Below are 13633 nucleotides of genomic sequence, written 5' to 3' on the forward strand. Positions count from 1 at the left end.
GTTAATATTTCTATGATAAACTGTACATATAACCGTTAGACAGGAGCGAAAAAAATGTATCCTACCGAGTACATACAATTTTTAATTCATTTTCACGGAGACTATGATTATTTTGAATGTCATGAAATATTAGAAGAGTATTGGAAATTAAAACCTAGAGGAGAACGCGACAATTACTTAGTCGGTCTCATTCAAATTGCTGTTTCCTTATACCATCACAGACGATCCAACTGGAATGGTGCAGAGAAGATGATAAAAAGCGCAATAGCACTTTTAGAAAAGAACAGTACATCTTTACATCAATTAGGAATAGATCATAAACAACTTATCTTCTTATTAAATGAAAGATTACACTCTATCCACAAAAAGGAAATTTTCACGCCGTTATTTTTACCCTTATTAGACGTATCGTTAGAAAAACAATGCATACAGTTATGTAAGAAACAAAACCTCTCTTGGAAAGATGTGAACGTCATTCCTGATGAATACATCATAAATAAGCACACATTGCGTGATCGAACAGAAGTCATTTCTGAACGACACGAGCAACTACAAAAAAGAAAGCAGAGATAATAAACACTTATCCCTGCTTTCATGAATGTATATTTTGTTCAAGCTCTTTACACTTTTTACAAAAACTTGCTGTTTGCTCATTTCCGCAAATTGTAAACTCAAGAAATTTACTCTTAAGCTCTTGAACCATCTTCGTCCCAATCCCCATATGACGGTGAGACGGATTCACGCTCAAATGCTGAATTTCCAATACCTGATCTTCTTTTTTTATAATCCCCATTATCCCAACAAAATCTTCATTTTGTTTCCACAAATACAATTGCCAATCCTCTTTCGCTTCATATTCTTTCATTGTCAATTGTAATGTTTTTACATCTTTTTCAGTTGGCATAAATGAAAGAAGCCCCATTGCAATTTTTTCATAACTTTTTTTAAAACGAATTAACATAACCCTTATCCCTTCTTACAAAAGTTACAAACTATTTATCCCCTCAATCACTCTTTTCATATCACATTCATTCTACAATATTTTTACCAGAGTGAGAAGAGGCTGAAACAACTTGATAATCATACAAAGCGTTAAGAAGAAAGTCAAATATATGTTTCCACGCTATTTCTTTCTATTACACCGCTCAAAAAAGAGACAATACTATATAGGAACTATAAGGAAAATCCCTTTCTCATCACATTTCACTTATTAACCACTTTTGAACAAAGTAGTTCTACTAAAAGCAATATGTTAAGAGAAATACATTTATTGAAGCATATAATTCGTACTCCATTCTATGTATTTTGTTAAAAGTGTGTTCTCATGAACAATATAATTTAACGTTAGTAGCCGTCCTATTTGTGTCATATACTTTAAAATATATACCAATCCCTGTTTATAGGAAATAAAAAAAGAGAGCAAAATCGCTCTCCTTTTCTCGTAACTTATTCTTCCCAAACTTTAACTTCTTTCATTACATCGCCTTGACGCATGTTTAATACTGTTTCAATACCGCTTGTTGCTTTACCGAATACAGTATGTACGCCATCTAAATGCGGTTGTGGCTCATGAACAACAAAGAATTGGCTACCACCTGTGTTACGGCCAGCATGTGCCATAGAAAGTGAGCCAACAAGATGTCTATGAGGATTTCCATCAGTTTCACATGGGATAGAGTAACCTGGGCCACCTGCTCCTGTGCCTGTTGGGTCTCCACCTTGGCTTACGAAGCCAGGAATAACGCGGTGGAATGTCACACCATCATAAAATCCTTGCTCTGCTAATTTTTTAAAGTTTTCTACTGTTTTTGGTGCCTCTTCTGGGAAAAATTCTAAATCGATTTTTTCGCCATTTTCCATTAATATGTATCCTAAAGTTTTCATATGTATATGTCTCCTTTCAACTATCTCAGCACTATATTACCATATTCATGACGAGAAACAAAAAGAATCCGACAATCTGCATACTTCTTTTTTGAAATGTGGAAGAAGCTAGGTGACAAATAAGAAAAATATACTATAATAACTGTGTTGCCCGAAAATTTAAGAAAGAGAAAGGGAGCGATTTTTCGTGAAAACGAAATTACTAGCTCTGCTATTAGCTGTAGCCGTATTTATTATGCCAACAGCTTCATTTGCAGACATCATTGAGGGAGAATCAATTGTTACACTAGGAGAAAACTTATCTGAACAACAGAAACAAGATCTTTTGAAAGAAATGAAAGCACCAAAAGATGCACAAATTATTACTGTATCTAATGCGGAAGAACATAAATTTCTAGAGGGCATCGTTCCAAAAGCGCAAATTGGTACGAGAGCTATTTCCTCTTCTATGATTACATACACAAAACCAGGGTCAGGTCTCATTGTACGCTCAAAAAACATTAATTCGATAACAGATGCAATGTACACAAATGCACTTATTACAGCAGGTGTGAAAGATGCAGAGATTCAAATTACTGCACCATTTAAAGTTTCAGGAACTGCTGCTTTAACAGGTTTAATGAAGGCCTATGAAACAACATCAAACAAAGCCATTCCTGAAGAAGTAAAAAAAGTAGCCAATGAAGAAATGGTACAAACAGCAAAACTTGGTGATAAAATCGGCGAAGAAAAAGCAGTTCAACTTGTTGCAAAAATTAAAGAAGAAATTGCAAAAGAACAGCCAAAAACAACTGAAGATTTACGTACATTAATTAAAAAAATTGCTGATCAACTTGGCATTACATTAACAGATGAACAGTTGGATAACTTAGTATCGTTATTTGATAAAATGAAAAATCTTAATATCGATTGGAACCAAGTTGGTAGCCAATTAGAGAAAGCAAAAGACCATGTGTCTGCCTTCTTAGGATCTGAAGAAGGGCAAAGTTTCCTAGATAAAGTAAAAGATTTCTTCTCTAGTATCATTGATTTCGTTAAATCTTTATTCAAGTAAAAAAAGAAGCTCGCCAGTGACGAGCTTCTTTTTTATACAAGTAACGGTAATTTCATAATAGCTTCTTCAACCGAACGGACAACATGATTTGCTTTCTCCTTCACATACGGATGAGCATGATGGAGGGTGAAGGAGTGCGGGGTTACTTCAAACATAGAAATATCATTGAAAGAATCTCCAATACACGCAACTTCATTTGCTTCAATTTGTAAATGTTCCATTAATCGCTTCAGAGCGCTTCCTTTACTTACACCTCTTGGCATAATGTCAACATATCGCTTACCCGATATAAAGACTTCCGCTTCGCTATGAAATGTATCTCTCAACTCTTGATCTAATGCTACAATTTTTTCTTCTTCGCCAAAAACAAATAATTTCGCAGGATGTACAGTCTTCCCAAATTCCTCTTCTAACTCTTCGATTTCAGCAATACGCACTCCCATATACTCTTCAAAAGTATGGTGATGTTCATTCTTCCTTTTTGTATATCGCTGCTCATTTGCACAAACAATATCTGCTAGTCCCTTTTTATGTATATATCGATATATTTCCTGGGCAACCCCATCTTCAAAACTCGATTCATGAAATACTTTTCCATCCGGTAGTATCATTGTCGCTCCATTTAAACTAGTTGTGTAATACGGGAACGAAAACCTTTTTACCGCCTCATCAATTCGGTGAGTAAAACGGCCAGAGGCAAAACAAATATTTGTCCCGTTTTCAGCTAGCCAACAAAGCGCTCGTTCATCTTCTTTTTGCATATCATTCATATTGTAAACGAGTGTATCATCTAAATCACTTACAAATAGTTTAATCATGTCCTCTTCCCCTTCCATACACAATATCTACTCTAATTGTACAAAAAAAATGTTTGATTTTTGTTAAAAAAACAATAAATTTTCAATAAAAAATAAGCGGAGCATAATCCCGCTTATTTTTGTCTTCGCACATTTTGAGGTCTTACAATACTTGGACGAACCTTTAAACTAGACATAGTTGGACGAAGTAAAATTTTCGTTAACGCGCCCCAATCAAACGGTAAAAACGGCCATAAATACGGTGTTTGCAAACTTCTTATAGATGTTAAAAACAGAATCAACATCGTCATTCCAATGACAAATCCCATTTCATGAAATATGCCTGTTAAAATAATGACAAACAATTTTCCGACCTTATTTCCAAGTCCAAGTTCATAACTCGGCGTTGCAAATGACCCAATCATAGAAACCGCTACGTATAAAATAACTTCTGGTACAAACAAACCTACATCAATTGCAATTTGACCAATTAATATGGCAGAAATTAATCCTGCTGCCGACGACAATGATGTCGGTGTATGAATGGCGGCCATTCTTAAAAATTCGAGTCCGACTTCCGCCATCAAAATTTGTAATAAAATCGGTAAATGCGTCATCTTATTTGGTCCAATGAAAGCAAGACTTTCCGGTAAAAGAGTCGGATTAAAAACAAAAACTAGCCAAAATGGCAGTAAGAATAGCGAAAATATAACACCTAAAAAACGTACCCAACGTAAAAATGTACCTACAGCTGGATTTTGTCTAAACTCTTCTGCATGCTGTAAATGGTGAAAATATGTTGTTGGAGTGATCATAGCACTTGGTGATGTATCAACGAGTACTAACACATGTCCTTCTAACAGATGATTTGCTGCTACATCTGGTCTCTCTGTGTATCGGATAAGCGGGAATGGATTATAACCTTGTTTCACTACAAATTCTTCTACCGTTTTATCCGCCATCGTAATCCCATCTACTTCAATATTATTTAATTCTTGTTTTATAATCTTCACTAAATCCGGATTTGCAACATCTTGTACATATGTAATACAAATATCCGTTTGCGATCTATCCCCTACTCGAATCATTTCATTTCGAAGACGTGGATCGCGTATTCTTCTACGAATTAACGCTGTATTTACAACGATATTTTCAACAAATCCATCCCTTGCACCACGCACTACCTTTTCTGTATCTGGTTCTGTCGGTGTCCGGCCCGGATAACTACGAACATCTATTACGAACGCTTCCGTTTCACCTTCCACAAATATAACAATGAGTCCTGATAATACTTGGAGCATTACATCATCCATCGTTTTTACTTTACTTACTTGTTGATGAATTAAACGATTCTCTAAAAGCTTTACTGTATCTTCTTCTACATCCCTTATTTCATTTGTATCCACTGCTTCTTCTAAAATAGGGATAATATAATTCGTATCACAAAGTCCATTTACAAATAACACACCAATTTCTTTATTTAAAATTTTAAATTTACGAATACCAACATCGTATGTAACACCAAGTCCAACTGTTTGCTTTAAATAATTTTCATTATCACTTAAAAAAGATGAAATTGGGATATTCACTTTTTTAGGCTTCGTCATAAAAGCCACTCCTTTCCAAAATTAATTGAATCGCTTTTCTAGTAATAGGTGATCCTCTCTCCCATTCATCATTTCCGCACATCTTGCCAATATCACCGACCCCCACTATGACAGGAACATTCAGACCATCTAAACAATAAATCGTATCCCCACTAATCCTGCCGATTTCACCATCTGGGAGTCCAAATTTATCAACGCCATATTCTGTCAAATTCCCATTCCGATCTACATTTACATCTACACGCGCCCATTCCCAATGATGTGTATTAGATGCTACTGCTAAAATACCGAGTACATCAACTTGTTTATGTGTTGCGACATACTTTAACGCCTTTTCACCAGATCCTTCTCCTATAAATCCGCTGTCATCAAACATGACAAATACAGGGTCATATGGCGTTTGCATAATAAGCTCAACAACTTTCTTCCCTGTCAATTTGGTCGGATTACTTTGCGATGCTGAAATACACCTCCCCCCAAATTCCTTTGTTAACAGCTCAATTGTCCGCTTTGCATATTCATCTCCATCTGTGACCAAAACAACCCTTCGTCTCATTTGATTTATCCTTTCGGTTTACATATAAGTGCAACAAAAAATGAAAATAATATCGCTGCTGAAATCCCCGCAGACGTTAAGCTAAACATACCGATTCCAATTCCTAAATATCCATGTTTTTCTGCCGCATGCATTGCCCCGTGCAATAGTGAGTGTCCAAAACTTGTAATAGGGACTGTTGCCCCAGCACCTGCAAATTTTATAAGCTTATCGTACAATCCGAATCCGTCTAAAATAGCTCCGGCGACGACAAAAGTTGCCATTAAATGTGCCGGTGTTAACTTTGCGAAATCTAGCAACACTTGTCCAATTACACAAATAGCTCCTCCTACAAGAAATGCATATATAAAATCCACAATTCACTCTCCTTTAACGCTTTCAAACACAACACCATGCGCAATCGTTGGAATCGTTTCCTTCTGTTGCATCATCATGGGGCTTAATAGAGCTCCAGTTGCAACGACAAAAATTCTTTGTAAATTCCCTTTTTGCATTTCACGCAATAAATGGCCGTATGTTACAACAGCTGAACAAGCACAACCACTGCCCCCTGCAAACACTTCTTCTTGATTTGAATTGTAAATCATTAATCCACAATCATTGTATACATTCCCCAAATCATACCCTTCCTCAAGTAAAAGTTGTTTCGCAATTGGTGTCCCAACAGCCGATAAATCACCAGTAACAATAAGATCATAATCAGCTGCACTTCTTCTCAAATCTTCAAAATGTTGTTGAATTGTATGAGCAGCAGCTGGTGCCATCGCTGATCCCATATCTAAAGGATTAGCAATTCCTAAATCTTGCACTTTACCAATTGTTGCTGCTGTTATTTTAATTGCACTCTCCTCATTGCTAATTAATATTGACCCTGCTCCGGTAACAGTTGAGTTTGCTGTCCCTGGCTTTTGTCCTCCGTATTCTGTTGGGGAACGAAATTGTCTTTCAGCCGTCGCATTATGACTACTTACTGTAGCTAAAATACGATTCGCAAATCCACCATCTATAAAAGCTGATCCAATCGCCAACGTTTCCATTGACGTCGCACAAGCGCTGAACATCCCTAAAAAAGGAATACCATACTCACGAGCAACATAATTTGCTGTCACTGTTTGGTTTAATAAATCTCCCGCTAAAAAGAAATCAATTTGCGATTTTTTTATATTCCCTTTTTGCATCGCTTGTTGAATTGAGTCTGACATTAACCTTCGTTCAGCAAGTTCCCAGTTTTCCTCTCCGCAATGTAAGTCAGAATATGAAATATCAAAATCCTTTCCAAGAGGGCCTTCAGCTTCTTTCGGACCGACAGCAGTACCAGTTGCATTCACGAAGATATCATTTTGAAATACCCACGTTTGTTTTCCTGTCAATCTCATACCCACCCCTCCTTTAAGACATTAAAATTTGAAATGTATATCTTATTAACCCGATAATGTATGCACCGACGACTCCAAATACAATGACACTTCCTGCAAGCTTAAACATGTTAGTAGCGATTCCTAGAACAATCCCTTCACTCCTATGCTCTAGTGCGGCACTCGCCATAGAATTCGCAAATCCAGTAACTGGTACTGCTGATCCCGCTCCAGAAAACTGCCCGATTTTATCATATACACCACACCCTGTTAAAATCGCCGACAATAAAACAAGCGTTGCGACTGTCGGATTTCCTGCCTCTTGTTCACTAAAGTGAAAATAATGTATATAAAATTTCATCAATATTTCTCCGACTGTACAAATGAGTCCACCAACAAGAAATGCCTTCACACAATTTATGAAATAGTTCGGTTTTGGATGGTACTCCTTCACTTTATTTATGTAATCGTCCTTCAATTTTCGCCCTGCCATATATATTGCCTCCTACTTTACGAAATAAATCCAGTGAAACAACGAGCCTATTACTTTCCCAAGTACAAGAGCAACGAGTAAAACAATAATTTTCTCCTCTACCCTTACTCGTTTCGCTAAAATAGGTAAAACGTTTAACACTTCCGTTAACGCCGCAGCGAGCATTCCAATGAATGTGCCACAAAATATCCCTAATATAACAAGCCAATATTGTGACGTTTGAAATGTAATATTTTTCAAACTACACCAAGCCCCTGTTAAAGTACCTGCAATGACCGCCCACTCAAAGTATTGAATATGCTTTCCACTTCTCGTTAATTGAGCTAAACGAGGGATTATACCAAGTACAGCTAAAAACGCGACATATCCGCTACCTACTGCAATCCCTCCAGCTAAGCCAATTAATACAACAAATGCACACTCAATCATCAGCAATCTGTTTCATATTATCCTTGTTTTCATGAACAATTACATATTGATCAAGCGACTGCTGATATTGAAACATCTCAACTTCTAACGGGCTCGGCTCTTCATTAATTCTCTTTTGAAATACATGATTAAAAAATAAGACCATACCTAATCCAAGACCTAATGAATAAGGAATTTGAAATAAAAGTGGTTGCGCCTTAAATTCTCCAGTAATCATGTAATATAACCGTTGGTGTACTTGTTGCATACTTACATCTTCATGGAAATAAATGATCGCAAGGGCCGCTCCAATGAAAAGTAACAACCATACAAGTCCGAAGAAAACCGGATGCACTTTCTTTTTTTCATATATAATTTCAACAAGAGTTTGTCCAGAACCAAGTAAATTAATTTGTATGTGAGCCGCTTTTTGTTGAATAATCTCAATCACTTTCATAACATCAATTACAACATGTGTTTTATCATGCGCTGTTATTTTGTAGACTATTTCATTTTGTAACAACTCAACTACAAAAGAATCTCCGGCAAGTTGAGCAACATCGCTCAACTTTACTTCATACGTAGGAGACACTTTTAAGCGATTGCGCATTTTAATATAAATCGTTTGTTCCAATTTTCATTCACCCCTTCACTCTTCCTCGTAGTTGTAGTATGGTTATTGGAATTTTTTCTAATACAATTTTTTCATAAAAAAAAACATCTGTACCATTTCGGTACAGATGTTTTTAGCTTATGCCTTTTTCTTAAATAAATTTGCAATACTTAATGCAAGTCCTCCCCAAATGACTACCATACCTATAACCATCATCATAATCGCTGATCCACTCATCATGAAACACCTCGGTCCTTCCATTCTTTTTCAAGCTGGACAGAGTCTGAATGTATTTGTGCATTCCATTTCTTCAGACTAATGACTAGTGCAACTATAAGAAACGCTGCCGCTATCGACCAGCCATACGTTACAACAAACTCTGTTGGATAACCTCCGTAGTTCTTTTTAATGTTTTGGATTGTACCATCAATTAACATATACCCTAACATAAGTGGAGTAATAACGAGTAAACTCACTCTCCAAAACGTTCCTAACTTTATATCAGATACAAAGTTTGCATGATTTTGATAAACTGGTAAACGGCGCAAGATTAGTCCTATTGTAACTACTTCAACGAGTGCAATTGTAATCAATCCAAAATTGTTAGCGAAGTAATCAACAACATCTAGGAACATAAGTCCACCACGTGTTGCAAAAACAAGAGAAACTAATACTAATAGCGTTCCCATAATTCCAATCGTCTTTTGACGACTCAAGCTGAATTTTTCAGATACAGCGGCAAAGCATACTTCTGCAAGTGAAATGAGTGATGTAATTCCAGCAACAGTTAGAGATAAGAAGAATAATACACCAAATAACGGCGACATCGGTAACTCATTAATAATTTGCGGGAATACTACAAATGCAAGTCCTACACCAGCACTAGCTACTTTATCAACCGGTACCCCCATGTTATTCGCCATAAATCCAAGAGCTGCAAAGACACCAATACCTGCCAATAATTCAAATCCTGAATTTGCAAATCCTGTAATAAAAGCATTATTTGTTGTATCTGAGTTTTTCGGTAAATAACTAGAATACGTAATCATAATTCCGAATGCTAAAGATAAACTAAAGAAAATTTGACCGTAAGCAGCAAGCCATACTTTCCCATCAAAAATACGACTCCAATCTGGTTTAAAGAATGCATCTAGCCCCTGCATCGCACCTTCCATCGTCACTGCACGAACAACGATAATAAGGAACATAACAACTAGTAAAGGAATAAAAATGCGGTTAACAACTTCGATTCCTTTTTTAACTCCTTTAAACGCAACACCAAGCACAATAATCCAAACGAGAGCTAACGGAATTAATACTTCTGGTACGAGCCCCCCGAATTGTCCTGGCTTATCTGCAACATGTAAATATTCTTTAAATAAAAATGATTGCGTGTCTTTCCCCCATGCTCCAGTAATTGCAAAGTACGTATACGAAATAGACCAAGCAATGATTACAGCGTAATATGTTGAAACAATAAATGTCACACACATTTGCCACCATCCAATAAATTCAGCACGTCGATGAATACGGAAGAATGTAAGTGGCGCCGAACCACGATGACGATGCCCAAGAGCAAACTCGAAAGCTAACAATGAAATACCAGTCGTTAATAATGCAAATAAGTACGGTAAAAAGAATGCGCCTCCCCCGTTTTCATACGCTGTATAAGGAAAACGCCATATATTCCCTAGTCCAACAGCGGAACCGATTGCTGCAAAAATAAATCCAGCCCTCGTTCCCCATTGTTGCCTCGTTTCCATGTTTCCTTCCCCCTTTGTGACAAGTTCATATTTGGATTATAGTTTAAATTAACTAAATTATCAATAAATTCTGTAAATTTTTTAGCGATAGTTGTAATCTTCTCCTTTTCGTGACAATAAAAAAAATCGAATAGATAGCTATTCATCTATTCGATCTTTCATCTGTTTTAATATTTTCTTTTCAAGTCTTGAAACTTGTACTTGCGAAATGCCTATGCGCTCCGCTACTTCTGATTGGGTTTGGTCTTTATAATAGCGCAAATACACAATTAGCCTTTCTCGTTCATCCAATTCTCTAATTGCTTCTTTTAAAGCAATTTTATCAAACCATTTCGTTTCCGATTGATCTGCAATTTGATCTAAAATAGTAATTGGATCTCCATCGTTTTCATACACAGTTTCATGTATCGACGAAGGAGCACGACTCGCTTCTTGCGCCAGGACAACTTCTTCCGGCGTTAGTTCAAGAGCCTCTGCTACCTCATTAATCGTTGGAGCCCTTCCAAATTCTTTCGAAAGCTCGTCTCTCATCTTTCGGACTTTGTTTCCTGTTTCTTTTAAAGATCTACTTACTTTCACTGATCCATCATCACGTAAGAATCGTTGTATTTCACCGATAATCATTGGAACTGCATATGTTGAAAATTTCACGTCGAAAGATAAATCAAATTTATCTACCGATTTTAAGAGCCCAATACATCCAATTTGAAATAAATCGTCTGGTTCGTATCCTCGATTAAGAAATCGCTGTACAACCGACCATACGAGACGCATATTACTTTGAACGATTGTATCTCTCGCTTGTTGATCTCCATCTTGACTTTTTTGAATTAACGCTTTTAGCTCGTGGTCCTTTAACTGAGGTTTCTTCTTCTCATTTCTGACCTCTATGTCCATTGGCTATTCTCCTTAATTGCATAGAGCGTTACTATTTGATAAGTATTTTGTCAAATGGATTGTTGTCCCGAAAGATTCGTTTGAAATAACTTCTACTTCATCCATAAAATTTTCCATGATAGTAAATCCCATTCCGGAACGCTCTAATTCAGGTTTAGTTGTAAAAAGGGGTTGTCTTGCTTCATCTAAGTTAAAGATACCAATCCCTTCATCTCGAATCGTGAGTTTCACCATCGCTTCTTCCAAAATCACTGAAATATAAACAACACCTTCTGCATTTCCTTCATACCCATGAATAATTGCATTTGTAACCGCTTCTGACACAACTGTTTTAATCTCTGTTAGTTCTTCCATCGTCGGGTCTAATTGCGCAATAAAAGCAGCTACCGTAACACGAGCGAATGATTCATTCTGACTTAACGCTGAAAATTGAAGGTTCATTTCATTTCTCATCTACGCCACCCCCAACGTCGCGAGCGCATGCGCTTCACTTTCTTCTAAACGAACAATTTTGAATAGACCTGACATTTCAAATAAACGTTTAACGGGCGGTGAAATTGCACAGACAACCATCTCTCCACCTAATCCCTTTACATGTTTATATCGGCCTAATATAACGCCTAAACCAGAACTATCCATAAATGTTAAGTTCTCTAGGCTCAAAACAATATGATGAACACCATGTGTCTCAATCATATCTGTGACTTTCGTTCGCAACTCTTCAGCAGTATGATGATCTAACTCGCCCTCTAGCCTCACACATAAGACGTCACGTTTTACTTCTAAATGCATGGAAAGACTCACACGATTTCCTCCTTATGCTCAAACTTTACTCATTAACATAAGATTTTCGTGATATAAAATCAGAATCCTTCCTACTGACAAAAGAAGAACTATTTCGTCATAAAGTGAAACCTTTCAGCAATTATTTCAGTAAATACGAACAGAAAAACATCAAAATTTCCGCCGCTATTTTGATGTTGAAAACATCCCAAAACTTCTTTTAAATAACTCCCACCAGCTCGCTTCCTCAACATCTTCTTTCGCTACAATTGTTTGTTTTAATAAAACATCTTTATCTCTTTTAATAACAAGTGTGCCAAGTGCATCACCTTTTTTAATCGGTGCCTTCACTTTCTTTTCAGCAATCACTTCTTGTTTAACTTTGTCCATATTTTCGCCCTTCTTCATAAGAAGAGACACATTGTCTGACGCAACTAAATCTACTTTTTCTTCCTTACCTTTCCCTACTTGTACAGTCTTAATTTTCTCACCACGTGTATATAATTTCTTTGTCATGTATTGTCCAAATGCATAATCAAGAAGCTTCGTTACTTGATTGTTGCGCTCTTTTGATGTAGGTGCTCCCATTACAACTGAAATAACACGCATACCATTTTTCTCAGCCGATGCCGTTAAACAATATTTTGCTTCTGTCGTAAAGCCTGTTTTCACTCCATCTACTCCAGGATAAAAACGTACTAGCTTATTCGTATTAACAAGCCAAAACTTCTTATCCGTATTTTCACGTAAATAGTCTTCATATTTACCTGTGTATTTTCGAATAAGTGGATACTTCATCAACTCTTTCGCCATAATAGCCATATCATTCGCTGTGGAATAATGATCTTTGGCCGGGAGACCTGTTGGATTTTGAAAATGGGTATTTTTCAGTCCTAGATCTTTCGCTTTTTTGTTCATCATATTTACGAATCCTTCTTCCGAACCAGCGATATGCTCGGCTACTGCAACAGATGCATCATTTCCAGATGCAATGGCAATGCCCTTTAGCATTTCATTTACGGTCATCTCTTCCCCAGGTTCTAAAAAGATTTGTGATCCACCCATTGAAGCTGCGTGTTCACTTGCTCTAACTTTATCGGTCAGTTTTAGTTTTCCTTTTTCAACTTGTTCCATAATTAATAGCATTGTCATAATCTTTGTCATACTAGCTGGTGGCAACTTTTCATTCGGATTTTTATCAAATAAAACTTTACCTGTATCTTGTTCAATTACGATCGCTGACGACGCTTGTTCCGCTAACTTCGGCGTGGTTTCTTCTGTTTTTTCCTGCTTCGTTTTCTCAGATTGTGCGAAACTAACTGAAGTACCAGAAAGCAATAACATGAAACAAACAAGTATTCCAAAAACTCGCTTCATGACTAACCCTCCATTCTATATCAAACTTATTTTTTCCAATTTATAC

The 13633-nt window shown here is 36.7% G+C and carries 18 protein-coding genes; 2 read left to right on the forward strand and 16 right to left on the reverse strand.

All coding sequences use genetic code 11. From position 1 onward, the window contains the following. Positions 1-54: 54 nt before the first annotated feature. A complete protein-coding gene (locus AC1DKZ_RS02045) occupies positions 55-573 on the forward strand; it encodes a DUF309 domain-containing protein (RefSeq protein ID WP_404510609.1) in 519 nt (172 codons plus the stop codon). 19 nt (positions 574-592) lie between these two features. Here AC1DKZ_RS02045 and ribT read toward each other — a convergent pair whose 3' ends face one another. Beyond that, positions 593-961 carry a GNAT family N-acetyltransferase RibT gene (ribT, locus tag AC1DKZ_RS02050; protein WP_000908403.1) on the reverse strand — a complete coding sequence of 123 codons (369 nt, stop codon included), beginning with the start codon at positions 959-961 and terminating at the stop codon, positions 593-595. Positions 962-1446: 485 nt separating this feature from the next. Next, positions 1447-1884 carry a peptidylprolyl isomerase gene (locus AC1DKZ_RS02055; protein ID WP_000853785.1) on the reverse strand — a complete coding sequence of 146 codons (438 nt, stop codon included), beginning with the start codon at positions 1882-1884 and terminating at the stop codon, positions 1447-1449. Positions 1885-2071: 187 nt separating this feature from the next. Between AC1DKZ_RS02055 and AC1DKZ_RS02060 the strand changes: the two genes are divergently transcribed. Beyond that, the gene (locus AC1DKZ_RS02060) at positions 2072-2938 is read left to right on the forward strand and encodes a DUF1002 domain-containing protein (protein WP_431181650.1); all 867 of its coding nucleotides are present in this window, start codon (positions 2072-2074) and stop codon (positions 2936-2938) included. Between the two features lie 32 nt (positions 2939-2970). Here AC1DKZ_RS02060 and AC1DKZ_RS02065 read toward each other — a convergent pair whose 3' ends face one another. From AC1DKZ_RS02065 to dacF, 14 genes are all read right to left on the reverse strand, one after another. Further along, positions 2971-3774 carry a Cof-type HAD-IIB family hydrolase gene (locus tag AC1DKZ_RS02065; protein ID WP_476995586.1) on the reverse strand — a complete coding sequence of 268 codons (804 nt, stop codon included), beginning with the start codon at positions 3772-3774 and terminating at the stop codon, positions 2971-2973. 95 nt (positions 3775-3869) lie between these two features. Next, entirely contained in the window at positions 3870-5342 is a 1473-nt protein-coding gene (gene spoVAF, locus AC1DKZ_RS02070; RefSeq protein ID WP_431181651.1) for a spore germination protein SpoVAF, read from the reverse strand. Then, the gene (gene spoVAEA / locus AC1DKZ_RS02075; protein ID WP_201031727.1) at positions 5329-5898 is read right to left on the reverse strand and encodes a stage V sporulation protein SpoVABEA; all 570 of its coding nucleotides are present in this window, start codon (positions 5896-5898) and stop codon (positions 5329-5331) included. Before spoVAEA ends, spoVAF begins: the two co-directional genes overlap by 14 nt. A 5-nt stretch (positions 5899-5903) precedes the next feature. Beyond that, positions 5904-6254 carry a stage V sporulation protein AE gene (gene spoVAE / locus AC1DKZ_RS02080; RefSeq protein ID WP_002014916.1) on the reverse strand — a complete coding sequence of 117 codons (351 nt, stop codon included), beginning with the start codon at positions 6252-6254 and terminating at the stop codon, positions 5904-5906. A gap of 3 nt (positions 6255-6257) precedes the next feature. After that, positions 6258-7274, reverse strand: coding sequence for a stage V sporulation protein AD (gene spoVAD / locus AC1DKZ_RS02085; protein ID WP_002088448.1), 1017 nt, complete (start codon positions 7272-7274; stop codon positions 6258-6260). A gap of 13 nt (positions 7275-7287) precedes the next feature. Continuing rightward, on the reverse strand, positions 7288-7746 hold the full coding sequence (gene spoVAC / locus AC1DKZ_RS02090; protein ID WP_002088449.1) for a stage V sporulation protein AC: 459 nt from the start codon (positions 7744-7746) through the stop codon (positions 7288-7290). Positions 7747-7758: 12 nt separating this feature from the next. Next, positions 7759-8175 carry a stage V sporulation protein SpoVAB gene (gene spoVAB / locus AC1DKZ_RS02095; RefSeq protein WP_016092269.1) on the reverse strand — a complete coding sequence of 139 codons (417 nt, stop codon included), beginning with the start codon at positions 8173-8175 and terminating at the stop codon, positions 7759-7761. Continuing rightward, the gene (locus tag AC1DKZ_RS02100) at positions 8168-8788 is read right to left on the reverse strand and encodes a stage V sporulation protein AA (protein WP_002067040.1); all 621 of its coding nucleotides are present in this window, start codon (positions 8786-8788) and stop codon (positions 8168-8170) included. Before AC1DKZ_RS02100 ends, spoVAB begins: the two co-directional genes overlap by 8 nt. A 117-nt stretch (positions 8789-8905) precedes the next feature. Further along, positions 8906-9004 carry a methionine/alanine import family NSS transporter small subunit gene (locus tag AC1DKZ_RS02105; RefSeq protein WP_000016829.1) on the reverse strand — a complete coding sequence of 33 codons (99 nt, stop codon included), beginning with the start codon at positions 9002-9004 and terminating at the stop codon, positions 8906-8908. After that, complete coding sequence (locus AC1DKZ_RS02110; protein ID WP_002014921.1) at positions 9004-10530, reverse strand: sodium-dependent transporter; 1527 nt, start codon at positions 10528-10530, stop codon at positions 9004-9006. Before AC1DKZ_RS02110 ends, AC1DKZ_RS02105 begins: the two co-directional genes overlap by 1 nt. A 138-nt stretch (positions 10531-10668) precedes the next feature. Then, the gene (gene sigF / locus AC1DKZ_RS02115; protein ID WP_002111619.1) at positions 10669-11427 is read right to left on the reverse strand and encodes an RNA polymerase sporulation sigma factor SigF; all 759 of its coding nucleotides are present in this window, start codon (positions 11425-11427) and stop codon (positions 10669-10671) included. Positions 11428-11439: 12 nt separating this feature from the next. Continuing rightward, on the reverse strand, positions 11440-11880 hold the full coding sequence (gene spoIIAB / locus AC1DKZ_RS02120) for an anti-sigma F factor (RefSeq protein WP_001243400.1): 441 nt from the start codon (positions 11878-11880) through the stop codon (positions 11440-11442). Next, a complete protein-coding gene (gene spoIIAA / locus AC1DKZ_RS02125) occupies positions 11881-12231 on the reverse strand; it encodes an anti-sigma F factor antagonist (RefSeq protein WP_002088460.1) in 351 nt (116 codons plus the stop codon). It lies immediately after the preceding gene. Positions 12232-12396: 165 nt separating this feature from the next. Further along, positions 12397-13587 carry a serine-type D-Ala-D-Ala carboxypeptidase DacF gene (dacF, locus tag AC1DKZ_RS02130; RefSeq protein ID WP_476995587.1) on the reverse strand — a complete coding sequence of 397 codons (1191 nt, stop codon included), beginning with the start codon at positions 13585-13587 and terminating at the stop codon, positions 12397-12399. Positions 13588-13633: the final 46 nt, after the last annotated feature.

It is taken from the genome of Bacillus sp. 05T21, from assembly GCF_056396785.1.

What these genes read in the sequence shown, in the direction of transcription:
- AC1DKZ_RS02045 (WP_404510609.1), top strand. Translation starts at nt 55, where the DNA reads ATGTATCCTACCGAGTACATACAATTTTTAATTCATTTTCACGGAGAC.
- ribT (WP_000908403.1), bottom strand. Translation starts at nt 961, where the DNA reads ATGTTAATTCGTTTTAAAAAAAGTTATGAAAAAATTGCAATGGGGCTT.
- AC1DKZ_RS02055 (WP_000853785.1), bottom strand. Translation starts at nt 1,884, where the DNA reads ATGAAAACTTTAGGATACATATTAATGGAAAATGGCGAAAAAATCGAT.
- AC1DKZ_RS02065 (WP_476995586.1), bottom strand. Translation starts at nt 3,774, where the DNA reads ATGGAAGGGGAAGAGGACATGATTAAACTATTTGTAAGTGATTTAGAT.
- spoVAF (WP_431181651.1), bottom strand. Translation starts at nt 5,342, where the DNA reads ATGACGAAGCCTAAAAAAGTGAATATCCCAATTTCATCTTTTTTAAGT.
- spoVAEA (WP_201031727.1), bottom strand. Translation starts at nt 5,898, where the DNA reads ATGAGACGAAGGGTTGTTTTGGTCACAGATGGAGATGAATATGCAAAG.
- spoVAD (WP_002088448.1), bottom strand. Translation starts at nt 7,274, where the DNA reads ATGAGATTGACAGGAAAACAAACGTGGGTATTTCAAAATGATATCTTC.
- spoVAC (WP_002088449.1), bottom strand. Translation starts at nt 7,746, where the DNA reads ATGGCAGGGCGAAAATTGAAGGACGATTACATAAATAAAGTGAAGGAG.
- spoVAB (WP_016092269.1), bottom strand. Translation starts at nt 8,175, where the DNA reads ATGATTGAGTGTGCATTTGTTGTATTAATTGGCTTAGCTGGAGGGATT.
- AC1DKZ_RS02105 (WP_000016829.1), bottom strand. Translation starts at nt 9,004, where the DNA reads ATGAGTGGATCAGCGATTATGATGATGGTTATAGGTATGGTAGTCATT.
- AC1DKZ_RS02110 (WP_002014921.1), bottom strand. Translation starts at nt 10,530, where the DNA reads ATGGAAACGAGGCAACAATGGGGAACGAGGGCTGGATTTATTTTTGCA.
- sigF (WP_002111619.1), bottom strand. Translation starts at nt 11,427, where the DNA reads ATGGACATAGAGGTCAGAAATGAGAAGAAGAAACCTCAGTTAAAGGAC.
- spoIIAB (WP_001243400.1), bottom strand. Translation starts at nt 11,880, where the DNA reads ATGAGAAATGAAATGAACCTTCAATTTTCAGCGTTAAGTCAGAATGAA.
- dacF (WP_476995587.1), bottom strand. Translation starts at nt 13,587, where the DNA reads ATGAAGCGAGTTTTTGGAATACTTGTTTGTTTCATGTTATTGCTTTCT.